This window comes from Streptomyces sp. NPDC006798, assembly GCF_040635975.1.
Lineage (GTDB): Bacteria > Actinomycetota > Actinomycetes > Streptomycetales > Streptomycetaceae > Streptomyces.
This window is the reverse complement of record NZ_JBEYIS010000003.1, coordinates 235,225-252,115: the sequence shown is the minus strand read 5'-3', so window position 1 is coordinate 252,115 and position 16,891 is coordinate 235,225. Positions and strand designations below refer to the sequence as shown.

Here is a 16,891-nt window from a genome sequence, read left to right as displayed (position 1 = left end):
CCGATATCGGCCAGGTCGTGATGGACGAGTTCCACTTCTACGCGGAGCCGGACCGCGGCTGGGCATGGCAGATCCCGCTGCTGGAGCTGCCGCAGCCACGGCGACCTGGGCACCGTCACCGCCCCGGCCGTTGTCCCGGCCACCGCCCTGACCGCCCTGGCCGCCGCCCTGACCGCCCTGGCTGTCCCTGTTGTCGCGGCTATCGCGGTTGTCGCGGTTGTCGCCGCCCTCTCCGTTCTCCCTGTTCTCCCTGTTGTCCCTGGTATCTCTGCTGTCTCCGGTATCTCTGTTCTCGCCATCGTCCCGGCTGTCGCGGCTGTCCCGGTTATCCCGGTTCTCCAGTCGTGCGGTGGGGAAGGCGTTGGACGTCACCGTGCCGCCGCGGGAGCAGCCGTCGACGGTGATCCGCAGAGTTCCGCCCGGGTGGACCGCGTGCGGATGGACGGAGATGTTGTACGGCCCCGTGTCCCGGGTGTCGCCACCGGCGACGGCCAGGGGGGCCTGGAGCCCGACGGCCACGCCCGCGACCGCGGCCACGGCGAGAGCACGTGAAGCACGCATCGTGAACCTCCAGCGGAAGACGCCCGGAACGGCGCTCCGGGATAGTCGACGAGTACGCCTTCCATGACGCACCCTCACCGGGCCCGCCACCGCACGCATGTCGGCGCCCGCGGCGGCGGCGCCCGACACGCCCACGACACGCCGAATGGCCTCGGTGGAACCGCAGGTCACGGACCGTCAGCCCGGCCGGGGAGATTTTCCCGGGGCGTTGGCGCGGACGGACGAGCGGCCCGGCGCGCCACCCGTTCGCCCCGTCCCGATCGCCGGACGGCCCCGGCTGACCTACCGTGCCCAGGGAATCAGCGGAAATCGGCAGGGAGAATGATGGGCGCGGAGTTCGACGACCCGGAGCCCCGGCGCCGCTCGCCCTGGGGCGTGCTGGCGCTGGTGATGCTGACGGGAATCGCCTTGATGAAGAACGGGGTCGATGTGGCGCTCGGGCCGCCCCAGCCCGCGGCGGCCGCGTCCCTCGGCCGGACCGCGGGCGAGACCTTCGCCCCGCTCTCGGTGCCGAAGGGACTGCCGCACGCCCCCGCCGAGCGGATCCTGATCCCGGCGATCGGCGTGGACGCGCCGCTGATGAACGTGGGGCTCGACCCGGACGGCTGGATCGAGGCCCCGCCCGCCGACGCGCCCGATGTCGCCGGCTGGTACCAGAACGGCGTCGCCCCCGGGGAGCGCGGCACATCCGTCCTGGTCGGGCATGTCGACAACAACACGGGGCCCGCGGTCTTCTACGGTCTGGGCACCCTTCGGAAGGGGAACCGGATCGAGGTGCCCCGGCTCGACGGGAAGACCGCGGTGTTCGAGGTGTACGGCGTGGAGGTCTACTCCAAGCACGACTTCCCGGGGGCCCGGGTGTACGGCGAGACGGGCCATCCCGAGCTGCGGGTGATCACCTGCGGCGGCACCTGGACGCGGGCCGACGGCTACGAGGGCAATGTGGTGGTCTTCGCCCGGATGGTCTCCGCCCGCTGACCACTGACGGCCGACAAACGACGGCGGTACGGAGTACGGGCGCCGGGCGCGGCGCCTCGTACGGCCGGGGCGGGGCCCGCCCGTCCCCGCCCCGGCCGCCCCGCACCGGTTCAGCGCTGCGGCACGGTCATCCGGTACCCGGCCTCCAGCAGCTTCGGCAGGTAGTTGCGGAGCGCCGCGACGCTCTGGGAGCGGTCGCCGCCCGCGTCGTGCGAGAGGACCACCACACCGGGCCCGGCCCCGTCCAGGACCCGGCTGACGATCGTCCCGGCGCCGGGCTCGGTCCAGTCGAGGGTGTCGACGGTCCAGGCCAGCGGTTCCATGCCCAGTTCGGCGCCGATCTCGAAGGAGTGCCGGTTCCACGCCCCGAACGGCGCCCGGTACCACAGCGGTGCCTGCCCCACGAGCTGCTCGACGACATCGCTGGTCCGGCCCATCTCCCCGCGGATCCGGGACGGCCGCAGCGACGGCATCAGCGGATGCGACCAGGTGTGGTTGCCGATGACATGACCGTCGTCCGCCATCCGCCGCAGCAGATCGGGGTAGTCGGCGACCATCTCGCCGCAGACGAAGAACATCGCGGGGACGTCGTACCGCCGCAGGATGTCCAGCATGTCCGGGGTGTAGTCGGGGTGGGGCCCGTCGTCGAAGGTCAGCACCATCGTCCGGCCCCGGGCGGGCAGGCTGAGGAAGGGGTTCTCCCGGACCGGCGGCCGGATGCGGCGTGTCCGGCGCGGGACCGAGGTCATGGGCTGGAGGCGGTAGGCCGACGCCTGGACGCGTCGGCCGGCCGCCCCCGCCGCCCCGGCGGCCGGGCGGCCCGGCGCGCCGCCCGCTCCGGCGGCGGCGGTCCGGGGGGCCGCGGTCCGCTCGCCGGTGCCCTCGGTGACGAGGAGGCCCGCGGTGGCGAGGGCGCCGAGACCCGCGGCGATCCGGAGCGCCGTACGGCGGTCCGGCGGCGTCTGATCCTTCTTCATGACCAACTGCTCGCACGGCGGCCCGCCACCGAGCATGATCAACACGCGGAGTCGGGGGAAAGTACCCGATGAGAGCAGTCGAACGCGCCACCGCCCGGACGTCCGCCCGAAGTCGGCGCCGCGCGGCCCGGACGGGTCGGGCCGCGACCGGTTCCCGGCAGTGATGAGCCTCGGAACCATGACAGAGTCCGGACCCCGGGAATCTCCGGCCGCCGCGTCGCGCTTCGAACGCGGTACCGACGGCCCCAAGGTGATCGTCGCCGGTGTGGACGGCTCCGACGCGTCCTTGCGCGCGGCGGCGTACGCGGGCGGTCTCGCCCGGCGGCAGAACGCGCTGCCGGCGATCGTCTGCGTCCAGCCGGTGATGCCCGCGGGCGCGGCCCTGGGCGTCCCGGTGGCGGACGCGACGGGGCAGGTCGCGGAGGAGCTGGTGGCCTAGGTGCGGGCGGCGACGGAGCGGGTGCGGGGGATCTGGGACGTCCGCTGGGAGTTCCACACCTTCCCCGGCGACGCGTTCGACGGGCTGGTGAGCGCGGCGGACGAGTTGAAGGCGGACGCCGTGGTCGTGGGTCTGTCGGAGTCGGCGGGGCACCGGTTCATCGGCTCGGTCGCGGTCCGGCTGGTGAAGGCGGGGCGGTGGCCGGTGACCGTGGTCCCCTGAGGGCCGGGGCGTGTCGTCACCCTGGCACCGTCCGCCGGGGGGCGGGGCCCGCGGCGTCCGGTGCGTGCCATACGCGACGGCGGAGGAGGCCCCCGGCGAAGCCGGGGGGGCGGTTTCCCCGGTACCCGACGTACCCGGGAAACCCCGACGGCGGGGGGGCACCTCCCGTGCCCGAAGGGCCACGGGGGAGAGCGCGTGCCGGGCGCCGCGAGCCGGGCGGGATTTCGACGACACGCCCCGGGTCTCGTCCCTGGTCCGTCCCGCCGGGGTGCTCCGGGTGGCCGGTCAGCGGGCCGCGACGAGTCCGTCCCGGGCCGCGCCCCGGCCGAGTACGGCCTCGGTGATGGTCTCCGACACGGCCCGGTAGTCGTCCCGGCCGGGGTCCTCGGCCAGGGCGGCGGGCAGATTGACGACCCGTCCGTCGTCGGTGTCGTACCACTGGGGTACGTACTCGGCCCGGACGACGTCCCACCGTCCGCCCGGGGTCTTCGGCGGGGCGAAGGTGAAGCGCCCGATGGTGCCCATATTGCCCCGGTGGTCCCGGGCGCCGGTGTAGTCGAACATGGGGCCCGCGATCTGATCCCCCATGCCGTAGACCACCCAGACCCCGTTCACCTTCTCGTACGCCTGCGGGACATGGGCATGGGTGCCCAGGATCAGATCGATATCGGGCCGTCCGCCGGTGGTGGCGGCGGTCAGGCTCCGGGCGAGGGCGAGCTGCCGGTCATCGGGTTCGGTCTGCCATTCGGTGCCCCAGTGCAGGCTGAGGACGACCACATCGGCCCCGGCCCGGCGGGCCGCGCGGGCGTCGGCGACGATCCGCTCCTCGTCGATCAGCCGGACGGCCCAGGGCTGTCCTTCGGGCTGCGGCCGTCCGTTGGTGTCGTAGGTGTAGGCGAGATGGGCGACCTCGGCACCGCCCGCGCGCAGCCGGGCGGGGGTGGTGGACTCCCGTTCCGTCCGGGCGGATCCGTGGTGGACGAGCCCGGCGGTGTCCATGGCGTCGAGGGTGCGGCGGATGCCGTCGGCACCGTCGTCGAGCGAGTGGTTGGAGGCGGTGGAGCAGCCGTCGTAGCCGGTGGCGGCGAGGCCCCGGGCGATCTGCGGCGGTGAGGTGAAGAACGGGTAGCCGCGGTAGTCGCCGTCCGCGCCGTACACGGTCTCCATATGGCAGATCGCCAGGTCGGCGGCGGAGACCACGGGCCGGACGGCGGCCAGCATCGGCCGGAAGTCGTAGCCGTCGGCGGTGGGGTCGGTGGCGTCGTCCCGGGCGCGGGCGATCACGGAGTCGTGGGGCAGTACGTCACCGCTGGCGACCAGGGTGAAGCCGCGGGCCGCCTTCGACGGGGACGCGGGGGGCGAGGCCGCCGGGGGTGCGGCCCGGCCGCCTTCCGGGGCCGTACAGGCGCTCGCCCCGGCCGCCGACAGGAGGGCCGCGAGCGCGAGGAACCCGTACCGCCGTCCCGTCCGTACCGCCCGCGGTCCCGTCAGCCGTCGTCGTGTCCGTGTCCGTGTACGTCCCACGGGCCGCTCCCGTTCGCCGGGTCCGCCCGGCCGGGCGGACAAGATGCCGATACGACGATTCGAACTCACCGGGCCCGTGGCCGGGACGCAAGGGACACGCCGGGGCGGACGGCCGGAATCACCTCGACGGCGGTCCGCTTCCCCGGCCCACCGGATCCGGCCGCCCGTTCGTCGCACCACTCGCCGCCGAGAGCGACCGCTCGCCGACGATCGTGGCGGGCCGGCTGTCCCCGCCCTCCGCGATGGGTTCCCATACGGCCACGGCCCGTCCGCGATCGCCGGTCCACGAGCCCGCCCACCCGTCCCCGATCCGCCCGTCCGCCCGGCCCCGCCCGGCCGGACGTCCCGCCGACCCGCGACCGACCGAACCACGATCCGTCGAGAGCACCGGCCCTCCGGTGCGAAAGAGGTGTTGACCATGGCGACGGCGACCCTGAACCCTCCGGCGACCGCCGACGAGGACGCCATCGCGGAGCTGCAACGCGACCACGGCCCGGCCCTGCTGAGCTTTCTCCAGCAGCTCACCTACGGCGACCAGCAGCGCGCCGAGGATCTGTTGCAGGAGACCCTGGTCAGGGCCTGGCAGCACCCCGAGGCGTTCGACGCGCCCTACGAGTCGATGCGCCCCTGGCTGTTCACCGTCGGGCGCAGGCTGGCCATCGACGCCCGCAGGTCCCGGCTGGCCAGGCCGGCCGAGATCGGGGACGGGGTGCTCGCGACCACCCCCGACCCGGCGGACGTCACCGAGACCGCCGTGGCCCAGCTCGACGTCCGGGCCGCCTTCGGCGCCCTCAGCGCCGACCACCGGGCGGTCCTCGACCGGCTCTACTTCCAGGGGCTGAGCGTGAGCGAGACGGCGCTGGTCCTGGGGATCCCACCGGGCACGGTCAAATCCCGGTCCCACTACGCCCTGCGGGCGCTCGCCCGGGAACTCCCCGGCTACGCCCGCCCCGGGCGCTCCGCCGCCTGACCCCCTACTCCCCTCGTGCCCCGTGCGTCCCTCCGCCGCCACCCTCCCCCGCCGTATCTCCCGCGGCCCCCGCGTCCCCCGAAACAGGGCTCCCGGGCCCGAGGACCAGCACCTGACGTCCCGTACTTCCCGCTCCCCCCTGTGGCCCCGGCGACAGGGGGCCCGGTGCGAAACGTCACGGTGAAGTTGAGTAAAGACGCGCCACGGGCCGTGTCACTCGGTGGAGGCTCGTCTCCGAACCGACACCGTCACCGTGTCGTCCGGAAGAAGGTGGGAACGGTGCAGACCGAGAGTACGAACGACACCGGTGGAGAGACTCCCGATGTGCCCATGGCGTGGTTCTGCGCCGAGTACATCGCCGATGAGCTGCTGCGTACGGGTGCCCTGGTGGACGGCGGGTCCCTGGAGTACCGGGCCGGACGGGAGACCCTGGCCCTCACCATCTACCTCTGCGAGGGCTCCGGTGAACCGGCCGGGGTGCGCGCGGTCGCCAGGATCGAGGAGTGGCTGGATCTCACCTCGTACGGACACCCCTGGCCCGAGTGGGTGCGGAAGCGGCTCGCGGTCCACGACGAACGGGCCCGCGCCCTCGGCGGGCCGGGCCCGGATCTGCTGCTCGCCCGGGAGTCCTGGCGCTGGCTGAGCCGTACGGAGCTGCTCACCGCCGACCTCGGCGACGACGAGGCCCGTCCCCCGGCGGGTGCGCGGTCGGCCGCGGTGGACGAACAGACGCTGGTCTGGACCCCGGCCTGGCGGCTGGGGCTGCCGCTGGGGCATCTCGCGATCCATCTGTTCTGAGCGGCCGTCCCGCCGGTCAGCCCACCCGCGGCTCGGCGAACCGGTCGGCCTGCCGACCCTCCGGCCGGCCGGCCTTCCGACCGGTCGTCGTCCCCCTTGCCGTCACAGGGCGCGGCGGCCCGACGACGAGTGCACTCCCGCCCGGTACTTGGGGATCCGGACGGTGACCTTCATCCCGGCGCCGACGCCGGTCTCGATGACCAGCCCGTGTTCGTCGCCGTACACCTGGCGGAGTCGTTCGTCCACGTTCGACAGTCCGATCCCGGTCGCGGCCGACCGCTCCCCCGCGAGGATCCGGCGCAGCTCCGCCGGGTCCATACCGACCCCGTCGTCCTCGATGGTGACGATGGCCTCCGCGCCCGCGTCCTGGGCGGCGATGGTGATCCGGCGCTCGCCCGTGGTGTCCTCCAGACCGTGTTTGACGGCGTTCTCCACCAGGGGCTGGAGGCAGAGGAACGGCAGGGTGACGGGGAGTACCTCCGGCGCCACCTGGAGCGTCAGCTTCAGCCGGTCCCCGAATCTGGCCCCGGCCAGCGCCAGATACTGCTCGATGGAGCGGAGTTCGTCGGCGAGCTGGGTGAACTCGCCGTGCCGCCGGAAGGAGTAGCGGGTGAAGTCGGCGAACTCCAGCAGTAGTTCACGGGCCTGTTCGGGATCGGTTCTGACGAAGGAGGCGATCGCGGCGAGCGAGTTGAAGAGGAAGTGGGGGGAGATCTGGGCGCGCAGGGCCCGGATCTCGGCCTCGATCAGCCGGGTGCGGGAGCGGTCGAGTTCGGCGAGTTCGAGCTGGACGGAGACCCAGCGCGCCACCTCGGTCGCGGCCCGGACCAGGACGGCGGACTCCCGGGAACCGTAGGCGACGAGGGTGCCGAGGACGCCGTCCTCACCGGTGAGGGGAGCGATCACGGCCCAGCGCAGCGGGCAGTCCAGCCGCTCGCAGTGGGTCTCCACGGTCTTCCCCCGCCCGGAGTCCAGGACGTCGGACGCGCGGGCCATCACCCGCCGGTGGTGATGGTCCTCGCCCGGCCCGTCCCAGGCCAGTACCCGGTCCCGGTCGGTGAGGCAGAGCGCCTCGGTACCGAGGAGGGAACGGAGCCGGCGGACCGCCTTGCGGGCCGTGTCCTCGGTGAGGCCCGCCCGCAGCGGGGGCGCGGCGAGGGACGCGGTGTGCAGGGTGTGGAAGGTGGCCCGTTCCACGGGGGTGCCGAGGTCGAGATCGGGGCGGTCGCCCCGGCGGGCGGTGCACCGGCCGACGGCGATCCCGGCGGCCAGGAGCAGCACCCCGGCGGCGGCCAGCGCCGCGAACCCGGTAGCGGTCATCGGCGCGCTCCTCGTCCCGTGGGTCCCTCGTTGGGTCGCGGGCCGCCCGCGAGGTCCTCCGGCAGATGGAGCCTGGCCAGGATCGCGGTGGTCGAGGCCGGGACATGGCCCGGGGTGGCCAGCGACACCAGGACCATGGTGAGGAAGCCGAGGGGTACGGACCAGACCGCGGGCCAGGCGAGCAGGGCGTGCGCCCAGCCGTCGGGGGCGAGTCCGGCCCGGGTGGCCATCGCGGCGGTGAGCGCCGCGCCGCCGCCGACGACGAGCCCGGCGGCGGCGCCCGGCGGGGTGAGTCCGCGCCACCAGATGCCGAGGACCAGCAGCGGGCAGAAGGAGGAAGCGGAGACCGCGAAGGCGAGGCCGACGGCATCGGCGACGGGCACATTGGTCGCGACGGTGCTGACGGCGAGCGGTACGACCATGGCGAGTACGGTCGCCAGCCGGAACCAGCGCACTCCGCGCGGCGGCAGTACGTCCTGCGAGATCACCCCGGCGACGGCCATCGTCAGCCCGGACGCGGTGGAGAGGAAGGCCGCGAAGGCCCCGGCCGCGAGCAGCGCGCCCAGCAGATCGCCCGCGACGCCGCCGAGTACCCGTTCCGGCAGGACGAGTACGGCCGCGTCGGCGGCGCCGGTGAGGGCGAGTTCGGGGGCGTAGATCCGGCCGAGGGCGCCGTAGACGGGCGGCAGCAGATAGAACGCGCCGATCAGCCCGAGGACGACGAGGGTCGTACGGCGGGCGGCCCGGCCGTCGGGGCTGGTGTAGAAGCGGACCGCGACATGCGGCAGGCCCATCGTGCCGAGGAAGGTGGCGAGGATCAGTCCGTAGGTGGCGTACAGATGGGAGCCGTCCCGGCCGCCGGAGAGCGGCTGCGACCAGCTCGACGGATCGGCCTCCGACGCCACCCGCCGCGGGACCTCGGCACCGGCGGGCAGCTCCAGCCGGGTTCCGGCGGCGATCCGGTGCTCGCCAGCGTCGAGGGTGACGGTACGGCCCGGGTACGCGGCCCCGTCGACGGTGCCGTCGACGGTCAGGGTCAGCGGCTTCGCCAGCTCGATCCGTACCGTGTCGTCGAGGGTGACGGCGGTGTGTTCGCGGAGTACGGCGGGGGCGTCGAAACGGGCGCGCGGGGCGTCGTCGGCGGCCCAAGCGGCGGCCAGGAAAAGAGCCGGAACCAGCAGGGCGGTCAGCTTCAGCCAGTACTGGAACGCCTGGACGAAGGTGATACTGCGCATCCCGCCCGCCGCGACGGCCCCGGTCACCACCACCGCGACGACGACCCCGCCGACCCAGCCCGGCGCGCCGGTCAGGATCTCCAGGGTGAGCCCGGCGCCCTGGAGCTGGGGCAGCAGATAGAGCCAGCCCACGCCGACCACGAACAGCGACGCCAGTCTGCGGACGGCCGCCGACTCCAGCCGCGCCTCGGCGAAGTCGGAGAGGGTGTACGCGCCGGAGCGCCGCAGCGGGGCGGCGACCAGGACCAGCAGCAGCAGATATCCGGCGGAGTAGCCGACGGGATACCAGAGCATCTCCGGGCCGTGCAGGAGGACGAGACCGGCGATACCGAGGAAGGAGGCGGCGGAGAGATATTCGCCGCTGATCGCGGCGGCGTTCAGCCGGGGGCCCGCCGTGCGGGACGCGACGTAGAAATCGGATGTGGTCCGGGAGATCCGCAGCCCGAGCCCGCCGATGAGGACGGTGGCCAGCACGACGACGGTCACGGCCGTCACGGCGTACGTCTGGTTCACCGGCGCCCGCCCGGGAGGAGGGTCCGCGCGCGGGCGCCGCCCGGGGTGCCCCGGGGTATCGGTGGCGGTGTCGGTATCGGCATGGGGTCAGCGGCCTTCGAGGAGCCGGAGGAAGTCGCGTTCGTTCCGTTCGGCGCGGCGTACGTACCAGCGGGCCGTCAGCCACAGCACCGGATACACCCCCACCCCCAGCGCCCCCCAGACGAACGGCTCCGGCGACGGCGCCCGGCCGCCGAAGGCGGACGGCAGGGCGAACAGCAGCGGCAGGGTCCCCACCAGCAGCGCCAGCACCCCGACGGCGCGCAACGCCGTCCGCAGCTGACTGCGCATCAGGGACCGGACATAGGTGGCGCCGAGGGTGGTCTGCTCGGTGATCTCCGAACGGGCGGGCGCGGGACGCGGCGCCCGGCGCCCGGCCCGGGGCACCCCGGTGACCACCTCACGGCGGGGCCGCTGGTCTCCCGGCATCGTCGCCTGCTCTCTCGGGCGAGCCGTGACCGGTCGGATCGGCCCCGGCGGCCGGTACGGCCACGAGGCGCTGTGGCCCGCCGTCGAAGCCCCGCCCGGCCGCGGCGCCCAGCGCGTGGACACCGCTCCTTCGAGGACAAGCCCCGGGGAGTCTACGGGGATGTCTCCCGGGCGTCGACGCCGTGGCCGCCGGGGCGCAATCCCGGGCGCCGGCCTGTGCCGAGGCCTTCGCGAGGGCCTCCGCACGGCCTCCCCCGGCGACCGCCGGGCGGGCCGCGCCGACCGTTCGGCGCGCCGTCGCACCCGCCCGGCGCCCGGTGCCCTCCGGGGTGGTGGCGGTACGGCTCCGGGTCCTAGCCTTGATCGTGAAGTGAAGGGGTCTGAGGCCTGATGTCCGACATCGAAGCGCTGCTGGAGGAGCTCCGGAACCTGCCGGAGGCCCGGGCGTCCAGCGCCCGCGAACTCCACGCCCTGCTCGGCACGGTCACGAGCGCGGCGGCCCGATGGGCCGATGTGCTGTACGCCGTGCACGAGTCGGCGCACGGCATGGTCGGCCCGCGCGCCGAGGCGGCGCTTGCGGTGGCCTTCCGCCGGGCGGAGGAGTCCTATGTCGAACTGGAGATAGCGCTCAGGGACCTCGGCGGCCGGTAACACGGCGGCTCTTCTTCTTGAGGGGGACGTGGAGGTGTCCGCAGGGTGCGGACTGCCCGCCGTCGGTGGCTTGTCGCGCAGTTCCGCCCCGAAGTCTTCGGCAATGGAGGCCCAGCGCCTGGGCCCTCCGGGGCACCGCCCCGGACAACCCGGGCCGCGCCCGGCAGCCTGATCTTGTTCGCGGCCCGCGGACCGTGCGTGGCTGGTCGCGCAGTTCCCCGCGCCCCTGAAAGCTCTCCCCGGCACCGGCCCTCAGACAGGCGGGGTGGTGTGGCGAACGCGGGCCCGGGACTACGGGCGGGCGTGGTGGATCAGGAGGTCGCGGAGTTGGCGGGCGTGGCGGCGGCTGACCGGGAGTTCGGACGTGCCGACGCGGACCGTGGTCGTACCGGCGTCCAGGCGGAGTTCGTCGATCCGGGCCAGGGCGACCAGATGGCTGCGGTGGATCCGGACGAAGCCGTGCACCGACCAGCGTTCCTCCAGGGTGGACAGCGGGATCCGGACCAGATGGCTGCCGTCGGCGGTGTGCAGTCGCGCGTAGTCGCCCTGGGCCTCGACACAGGTGATCGAGTCGATCGCGACGAAGCGGGTGACGCCGCCGAGTTCCACCGCGATCTGCGCCCCGCCCGGTGACGTGCCCGGCGCCGCCGGCCGGCCCGGGGAGGCCAAGGGGCTGTCGGCGGGCCGGAGGTCGCGGGCCGTACGGACCTGGTCGCGGACCCGGCGTACGGCCTCGGCGAGGCGTTCCCGGCGGACCGGCTTGAGTACGTAGTCGACGGCCTTGAGGTCGAACGCCTGGACCGCGAAGCCCTCATGGGCGGTGACGAACACGATCAGCGGCGGATGGGCGAACCGGGCCAGGAGTTTGGCGACTTCGAGGCCGGTGAGTCCGGCCATGTTGATATCGAGGAAGACCACGTCGAGTCCGCTCGCCCCGTCGTCCCCGCCGGGCGCGGCGTCCAGCGCGGCGGTGATCCGGCGGAGCGCGTCGGTGGCGTCGGTGGCGCCTTCGGCGCTGGTGATCCGGGGGTCGGCCCGGAGCAGATAGAGGAGTTCCTCCAGTGCGGGGCGTTCGTCGTCGACGGCGAGGGCGCGCAGCATGGTGCGGAGTTTAGGCGCGGGCCGGCCGCCGGGCCACGGTCTCGCCGTGGCCGGGCTCCGGCCGGTGGCCCCAACAGCCCCCGGCCATCCCCGGACCCAAGCGTGTACTGGTGGTACACACCAGCGGTATGTACTATCGGTACATGAGTCCACTCCCCCGTTTCCTCCGCTTGCCTGCCGAACGGCAGGAGGCGATCCTGCGCGTCGCCCGCGGCCACTTCGCGGAGCAGGGCCCGGAAGGCGCCTCGTACAACCGGATCATCGAGGCCGCCGGGTTCTCGAAGACCGCCGCCTATCAGTACTTCGACGGCCGGGACGATCTGCTCGCGGCCGTGCTCGACGATGTGCTGGCCCGGCTGCTCGGGGTGCTCGGCCCCTGGGAGCCCGCCCCGGACGCGGCCGCTTTCCGGGCGGCGCTGGAAACCGGTACGCGGGAGCTGTCCGCGCATCTGCGGGCGCACCCCGACGATCTGGCGCTCGCCGAGGTCGCGGCGGCGCGGCCCGCGGGCGCGGTCTGGGCGGCCTGGTTCGAGGCTCTGGTCGACGACGGTCTGCGGCTCGGTGTCATCCGTTCCGATCTGGACCGTTCATTGCTGGTCGCGGCCACCGCGGCGGTACTGCGGGCGGGTGATTCCTGGGCCCTGGCCGCCTGGCGCGACGGCCGGGAGCCGGACACCGGGCAGGTGTGGGAGCTGCTGCGCGGTCTCTGGGGCGGGCCCCGGGACGGCGGCGGAAACGGAACCGGGCGGAGAGATGGAGACGGGGGCGGTCGCGATGCGGACTGATCTGGAGACCGACTGGGAGATACCGCCGACCCCGGCCGGACCGACCGGCCGGCTCGAACGGTTCATGGGCCCGGGCAAGTCCCCGGCGGAGTCCGTGGTCGAGGGGGTCGGCGGCGCGGTCTGCGCCCTGCTGCTGGCGGCCGGGATCTGGTCGTCCGACGCCCTCCGGGACTGGTCCGCCCCGCAGATCGTGATCGTGGCGCTCGCCGGACTCGATCTCATCGGCGGGATCCTCACCAATGCGACCAATGCCGCCAAGCGCTGGTATCACCGGGCGGATCCGCGGGCCAGGCGCGGGCGGCTGGTCTTCGTCTCGGCGCATCTGGGCCATCTGGCGGCGATGGGTCTGCTCGTGCTGGACGGCGACTGGACCTGGCTGCTGGGCAACGCCGGGCTGCTGCTGGCCGGTGCCGTCGTGGTGGAGTTCGCCCCGCTGGAGCTGAGGCGGCCGGTGGCGATGGCGGTCTGGACGGCGGCGGTCGTGGTGAACCTGTTCTGGCTGACCGTGCCGGACGCGCTGCTCTGGTTCGCCCCGCTGTTCTTTCTGAAACTGCTGGTCTGCCATCTGGTGCCGGAGGCGCCGCTGCGCCGCAGAACGGCCGCCGACGAGCGGGTTCCCGTCGATGACGGACCCGACCGGGCCGCCGCCGGGCGGGGGCCGGCCGATGACTGAGGAACAGGTCCGGTGGCGGGTGGACGAGGCGCCCGGCCCGGCCGAGTGCGCGGAGGTCCTGGCCGCGGCCTTCGTCCGGGAGGGGACCGGCCGGTGGATCTGCCGGGGCTCCGACTCCGTACGGCGGCGCTGGTTCGCCGGACTGCTCGGAACCCAGGCCACCGTGGCGGGCGGCCGCCGGGCGCTGCTGACCGGCCCCGACGGGCGGGCCGTGGGCGCCGCGGTGCTCACCCCGCCGGGCGGGTCGCCGTCGGTCGGGGCGCGGCTGGCGTGGACCGTACGGACCCTGGCGCTCTGCGGCGGGCGGACGTTCACCAGGACCCTGCGGTATCTGGACCGTACGGAACGTCTGGCTCCGCCGGGTGCCTGGACGCTGGAGTTCATCGGGATACGGCCCGAGGACGCCGGGCGGGGCGCCGGGCGGTGGCTCCTCGGCGAGCTGCTGGACCGTACCCCCGCCCCGGAGGGGGTCTTCCTCACCACCTCGGACGCCGTCAATGTCGGCTTCTACGAGAGCTTCGGCTTCATCGTGCTCGAACGGCTGAGGATCGGCCCACTGGAGACCACCGCCATGTGGCGGCCCCCGGGCGCCACGGCGCCCCGCCGAGCGGCGTCCGGCCGGTCGCTTCCTGAGTGGCCTTTCACTTGAGCAGTCGTGACATCCGGCGGTCCGCCAGGGGCTTGCCGCCGGTCTGGCAGGTCGGACAGTACTGAAGCGACGAGTCGCTGAACGACACCTCCCGGATGGTGTCCCCGCACACCGGGCACGGTTCGCCCGCCCGGCCGTGGACCCGGAGTCCGCTCTTCTTCTCCCCCTTGAGCCGGCCCGCGGCCACGCCCCGCGAACGCGCCACGGCCTCCGTGAGGGTGGCGCGCAGCGCCTCGTACAGCCGGGTGATCTCGTCGTCGCCGAGGTGCCGGATCTGTTTGAAGGGGGACATCTTCGCGGCGTGCAGGATCTCGTCGCTGTACGCGTTCCCGATGCCCGCGATCAGGCTCTGGTCCCGCAGGGCGCCCTTGATCTGGCGCTGTTCGCCGGAGAGCAGGGCGGCGAAGGCGTCGCGGTCGAAAGCGTCGGCGAGCGGGTCTGGTCCGAGCCGGGCGATGGCCGGGACGTCGGCGGGGTCCCGGACGAGATGGACGGCGAGACGTTTGGTGGTGCCCGCCTCGGTGAGGTCGAAGCCCGCGCCGGAGTCGAGGACGGCCCGCAGGGCCAGCGGGCCCTTCCCCGGGCGGGGCGGTGCCGCGGGGAACTCGTCCCGCCAGCGGAGCCAGCCCGCGCGGGCGAGATGGACGGTCAGATGGAGGTCGTCCAGGACGATGTCGAGCCATTTGCCGTACCGGGCGATACCGGTGACGGTACGGCCGTCGACGGCGTCGAGCGGTGGGTCGTAGGTCTTCAGCACACTGATGTTCAGCGGCAGCACCCGGGCGATCCGCTCGCCCGTCAGTCTGCCGTCGAGGAAGTCCCGCAGCGATTCCACCTCGGGTAGCTCCGGCATGCCTCAAGACTGCCGCAGCCGGGCCGGGGCCGCAGTCCGGCGCCGCCGCCCCCGGCCCCCGGGTCGCCTCAGGCGGGCGACGGTGTCCCGGGCCCGGTCGCCGAAGCCGCCGGGGTCTTCGCCGTCAGCTCGGCCAGTTCCTCCTCCGTGGCGGAGGCCAGCCGGGCGACATCCGGTACGGCCTCCCCGTCGGCGACCAGCCCGACATGGATCCGGCCGCCGTACGAGGTGAGCGCGACGGCCAGGGAGTGGCCCCGGGCCAGCGGGGCCATCGGATAGAGGGATCGCAGCGGGCAGCCGCCGATGGAGAGCTCCGAACGCGGCAGCGGCACGCTGGTCACCACCAGGTCGAAGAGCATCCGGGCCGCGCCGCCCGCGAGGGGCGCGCCGAACCGGTGGGCGATGGGCGGCAGCTGGTCGGCGAGTACGGCGAGGGCCCCGGCGCCCCGGAGCGGACCGGCCTCCTTGTTGCGGTCCATGGCCCGGCGGACCAGATCGAGCCGGGTGTACGGGTCGGGTTCGGCGACGGGCAGATCGAGCAGGTACGCGGAGAGTTCGTTGCCCGGCCCGGCGGGGTCGCCGGGCCGCCGCCGGGAGACGGGGACGAGGGCGCGCGGCCCGTCGGCGGGCAGCGGTTCGCCGCGTCCGGCGAGCCAGCGGCGCAGGCCCCCGGCGACGACCGCGAGCAGCACGTCGTTGGTGGTGCCGCCGGACGCCCTGCGGACCCGGCGGATGTCGGCAGCGTCGAGTACGGCCGTCCCCAGTCGCCGGGTGCCGCTCGTTCCGGCGGCCAGGGACGGCGGCCGGCCGCGTGGGTCGAACCTGCTGGCCAGGACGACGGACGCGCCGACGCCTACGGCCCGGCCGAGGTCGTCGATCCGGCCCCGGGCGACGCCGACGAGCCGGGCGGGGTCGCCGAACCAGGGGCGGCCGGCGGCCTCGGTGCCGCCCCGCAGCCGGGCGGCGGCCCGGGCGCGGACGCCCCGGGGGTCGGCGATCTCGTCGAAGATCGCCGACCCGATGGCGACCGCCCGCATACCGTCGGCGAGGGCGTGATGGAGCTTCACGAGCACCCCGAAGGTGCCGTCGGGGCGGCCGGTCAGCAGATACATCTCCCACGGCGGACGGCCCCGTTCGAGGGGGCGTTCCATCAGCTCACCGGCGACGGCGACGGCCTCGTCGGCGAGGGGCGCGGCGCCGGGGAGACGGATCCGGTGGACGTGCCGGGTGACGTCGAAGTCGGGGTCGGGGAGCCAGACCGCCCCGCCGACGGGCAGCAGCACGTCCCGGACCCGGGAGCGCAGCCGTCGTACGCCGGCGGCCCGGGTGGCGAGCAGGGCGAGCAGGGCATGGGCGGGTGGCGGCCGGTCGGCACCGGGGGCGGAGCCCGGCGCCGGGTCCGCCGGGTCGGGGGCGAAGAGGGCGAGGGCACCGAGGTGCATGGGGTGACCGGCGGATTCCAGATGCCAGAACGCCAGGTCGAGAGGGGCGAGTCGCTCGGTGCTCGGGCTCACGGTGGCCTCCGGCTCGGGGTCCGGTCGGTTGCGGGGGGGGCGCCGCCGGGCCGGACGGAGGTCCGTGTCCCGGCGGCCGGGCCGCACCGGATCGGAGGCCGGGCGGCGGCGGGCGATCGTCCTGATCCGTGACGATCGAGGACGATAGCTTTACGGACAGTTACCCTAGCCGCTCGTTCCGTGCCCTGCCTCCGCCCGGGGCCGTCCGCCCCGCAGGCCGACCCGAACGGCCCGGCCGAGGGCTCCCGCCCGGGCCGGGGACGGTTCGGGTGGATCTCACCGGGGCCGCGCCCGACACCCCGCTCCCCGTGTCCGGCGGTCCGGCAGGGGGTCCCCCGAATTCCAGGAGACGTGCCCGTACACCGCGTCGCCGTCGGTCACGGACCGGCCCCGCGTCCGGCGGCGCAGCTGCCGTCCCCGGGCCGGAGAGCGGGGCCCACGGAGTGAGCGCGCTCCTTGGACCTCGTCCTCCGGCGTGCGGTCGAACGCACCGGACCGGCCCCCGCGCACACTCCTCCGACCCGAGGAGATCGCGTCCCCGGCAGAGGCCGCCGGGCCGGAGAGCGGGGCCCACGGCATCCGGTACGTGCCGACGCGACGGCGGCGGGGCCGGTGAGGCCGGGAGAGCCCTTCCCGCGCGGAAGGCCGCCCGGCGGGACG

Annotated in this window: 15 protein-coding genes and 1 pseudogene; 8 read left to right on the top strand and 8 right to left on the bottom strand. The window is 74.4% G+C overall.

All coding sequences use genetic code 11. The features are described from left to right. Positions 1–885 precede the first annotated feature (885 nt). Positions 886–1,539: a class F sortase gene (locus ABZ714_RS03440; protein WP_358823450.1), complete on the top strand. Its 654-nt coding sequence runs from the start codon at positions 886–888 to the stop codon at positions 1,537–1,539. A gap of 110 nt (positions 1,540–1,649) precedes the next feature. Here the strand turns inward: ABZ714_RS03440 and ABZ714_RS03435 are convergent, their stop codons facing one another. After that, positions 1,650–2,516, bottom strand: coding sequence for a polysaccharide deacetylase family protein (locus tag ABZ714_RS03435; RefSeq protein WP_358823440.1), 867 nt, complete (start codon positions 2,514–2,516; stop codon positions 1,650–1,652). A gap of 178 nt (positions 2,517–2,694) precedes the next feature. Between ABZ714_RS03435 and ABZ714_RS03430 the strand changes: the two are divergent. Then, positions 2,695–3,177 (top strand): annotated as a pseudogene (locus ABZ714_RS03430) (universal stress protein). A gap of 285 nt (positions 3,178–3,462) precedes the next feature. Here the strand turns inward: ABZ714_RS03430 and ABZ714_RS03425 are convergent. After that, positions 3,463–4,668 (bottom strand): CapA family protein, encoded by a 1,206-nt coding sequence (locus ABZ714_RS03425; RefSeq protein WP_358823449.1) that lies wholly within the window; start codon positions 4,666–4,668, stop codon positions 3,463–3,465. A 451-nt stretch (positions 4,669–5,119) separates the two neighbouring features. On the opposite strand from ABZ714_RS03425, the gene ABZ714_RS03420 reads away from it, so the two are divergent. Together ABZ714_RS03420 and ABZ714_RS03415 are read left to right on the top strand one after the other, a co-directional pair. Continuing rightward, the gene (locus ABZ714_RS03420) at positions 5,120–5,671 is read left to right on the top strand and encodes a sigma-70 family RNA polymerase sigma factor (RefSeq protein WP_358823439.1); all 552 of its coding nucleotides are present in this window, start codon (positions 5,120–5,122) and stop codon (positions 5,669–5,671) included. A gap of 330 nt (positions 5,672–6,001) precedes the next feature. Continuing rightward, positions 6,002–6,469 carry a hypothetical protein gene (locus tag ABZ714_RS03415; protein WP_358823448.1) on the top strand — a complete coding sequence of 156 codons (468 nt, stop codon included), beginning with the start codon at positions 6,002–6,004 and terminating at the stop codon, positions 6,467–6,469. A 102-nt stretch (positions 6,470–6,571) separates the two neighbouring features. Here the strand turns inward: ABZ714_RS03415 and ABZ714_RS03410 are convergent, their stop codons facing one another. From ABZ714_RS03410 to ABZ714_RS03400, 3 genes are all read right to left on the bottom strand, one after another. Then, complete coding sequence (locus tag ABZ714_RS03410; RefSeq protein WP_358823438.1) at positions 6,572–7,789, bottom strand: histidine kinase; 1,218 nt, start codon at positions 7,787–7,789, stop codon at positions 6,572–6,574. Beyond that, the gene (locus tag ABZ714_RS03405; protein ID WP_358823437.1) at positions 7,786–9,537 is read right to left on the bottom strand and encodes a cation acetate symporter; all 1,752 of its coding nucleotides are present in this window, start codon (positions 9,535–9,537) and stop codon (positions 7,786–7,788) included. Before ABZ714_RS03405 ends, ABZ714_RS03410 begins: the two co-directional genes overlap by 4 nt. A gap of 87 nt (positions 9,538–9,624) precedes the next feature. After that, positions 9,625–10,005: a hypothetical protein gene (locus ABZ714_RS03400; RefSeq protein ID WP_358823436.1), complete on the bottom strand. Its 381-nt coding sequence runs from the start codon at positions 10,003–10,005 to the stop codon at positions 9,625–9,627. Positions 10,006–10,395: 390 nt separating this feature from the next. On the opposite strand from ABZ714_RS03400, the gene ABZ714_RS03395 reads away from it, so the two are divergent. Further along, on the top strand, positions 10,396–10,656 hold the full coding sequence (locus ABZ714_RS03395; protein ID WP_358823435.1) for a hypothetical protein: 261 nt from the start codon (positions 10,396–10,398) through the stop codon (positions 10,654–10,656). Between the two features lie 291 nt (positions 10,657–10,947). Here ABZ714_RS03395 and ABZ714_RS03390 read toward each other — a convergent pair whose 3' ends face one another. Then, a complete protein-coding gene (locus ABZ714_RS03390; RefSeq protein WP_358823434.1) occupies positions 10,948–11,757 on the bottom strand; it encodes a LytTR family DNA-binding domain-containing protein in 810 nt (269 codons plus the stop codon). A 143-nt stretch (positions 11,758–11,900) separates the two neighbouring features. Here ABZ714_RS03390 and ABZ714_RS03385 point away from each other — a divergent pair, with 143 nt between their 5' ends. The 3 genes from ABZ714_RS03385 to ABZ714_RS03375 are packed head-to-tail and all read left to right on the top strand — an operon-like array spanning position 11,901 to position 13,864. Further along, positions 11,901–12,542 carry a TetR/AcrR family transcriptional regulator gene (locus ABZ714_RS03385; protein WP_358823433.1) on the top strand — a complete coding sequence of 214 codons (642 nt, stop codon included), beginning with the start codon at positions 11,901–11,903 and terminating at the stop codon, positions 12,540–12,542. Then, positions 12,532–13,215, top strand: a complete 684-nt coding sequence (locus ABZ714_RS03380) for a hypothetical protein (protein ID WP_358823432.1) — start codon at positions 12,532–12,534, stop codon at positions 13,213–13,215. Before ABZ714_RS03385 ends, ABZ714_RS03380 begins: the two co-directional genes overlap by 11 nt. Continuing rightward, on the top strand, positions 13,208–13,864 hold the full coding sequence (locus ABZ714_RS03375) for a hypothetical protein (protein ID WP_358823431.1): 657 nt from the start codon (positions 13,208–13,210) through the stop codon (positions 13,862–13,864). Before ABZ714_RS03380 ends, ABZ714_RS03375 begins: the two co-directional genes overlap by 8 nt. On the opposite strand, the gene ABZ714_RS03370 is transcribed toward ABZ714_RS03375, so the two are convergent. Beyond that, the gene (locus ABZ714_RS03370; protein ID WP_358823430.1) at positions 13,857–14,717 is read right to left on the bottom strand and encodes a DNA-formamidopyrimidine glycosylase family protein; all 861 of its coding nucleotides are present in this window, start codon (positions 14,715–14,717) and stop codon (positions 13,857–13,859) included. The genes ABZ714_RS03375 and ABZ714_RS03370 overlap by 8 nt on opposite strands. Positions 14,718–14,785: 68 nt before the next feature. Continuing rightward, a complete protein-coding gene (locus ABZ714_RS03365) occupies positions 14,786–16,231 on the bottom strand; it encodes a wax ester/triacylglycerol synthase family O-acyltransferase (RefSeq protein ID WP_358823429.1) in 1,446 nt (481 codons plus the stop codon). Positions 16,232–16,891 lie beyond the last annotated feature (660 nt).

What these genes read in the sequence shown, in the direction of transcription:
- ABZ714_RS03440 (WP_358823450.1), top strand. Translation starts at nt 886, where the DNA reads ATGGGCGCGGAGTTCGACGACCCGGAGCCCCGGCGCCGCTCGCCCTGG.
- ABZ714_RS03435 (WP_358823440.1), bottom strand. Translation starts at nt 2,516, where the DNA reads ATGAAGAAGGATCAGACGCCGCCGGACCGCCGTACGGCGCTCCGGATC.
- ABZ714_RS03420 (WP_358823439.1), top strand. Translation starts at nt 5,120, where the DNA reads ATGGCGACGGCGACCCTGAACCCTCCGGCGACCGCCGACGAGGACGCC.
- ABZ714_RS03415 (WP_358823448.1), top strand. Translation starts at nt 6,002, where the DNA reads ATGGCGTGGTTCTGCGCCGAGTACATCGCCGATGAGCTGCTGCGTACG.
- ABZ714_RS03410 (WP_358823438.1), bottom strand. Translation starts at nt 7,789, where the DNA reads ATGACCGCTACCGGGTTCGCGGCGCTGGCCGCCGCCGGGGTGCTGCTC.
- ABZ714_RS03400 (WP_358823436.1), bottom strand. Translation starts at nt 10,005, where the DNA reads ATGCCGGGAGACCAGCGGCCCCGCCGTGAGGTGGTCACCGGGGTGCCC.
- ABZ714_RS03395 (WP_358823435.1), top strand. Translation starts at nt 10,396, where the DNA reads ATGTCCGACATCGAAGCGCTGCTGGAGGAGCTCCGGAACCTGCCGGAG.
- ABZ714_RS03390 (WP_358823434.1), bottom strand. Translation starts at nt 11,757, where the DNA reads ATGCTGCGCGCCCTCGCCGTCGACGACGAACGCCCCGCACTGGAGGAA.
- ABZ714_RS03385 (WP_358823433.1), top strand. Translation starts at nt 11,901, where the DNA reads ATGAGTCCACTCCCCCGTTTCCTCCGCTTGCCTGCCGAACGGCAGGAG.
- ABZ714_RS03380 (WP_358823432.1), top strand. Translation starts at nt 12,532, where the DNA reads ATGCGGACTGATCTGGAGACCGACTGGGAGATACCGCCGACCCCGGCC.
- ABZ714_RS03375 (WP_358823431.1), top strand. Translation starts at nt 13,208, where the DNA reads ATGACTGAGGAACAGGTCCGGTGGCGGGTGGACGAGGCGCCCGGCCCG.
- ABZ714_RS03370 (WP_358823430.1), bottom strand. Translation starts at nt 14,717, where the DNA reads ATGCCGGAGCTACCCGAGGTGGAATCGCTGCGGGACTTCCTCGACGGC.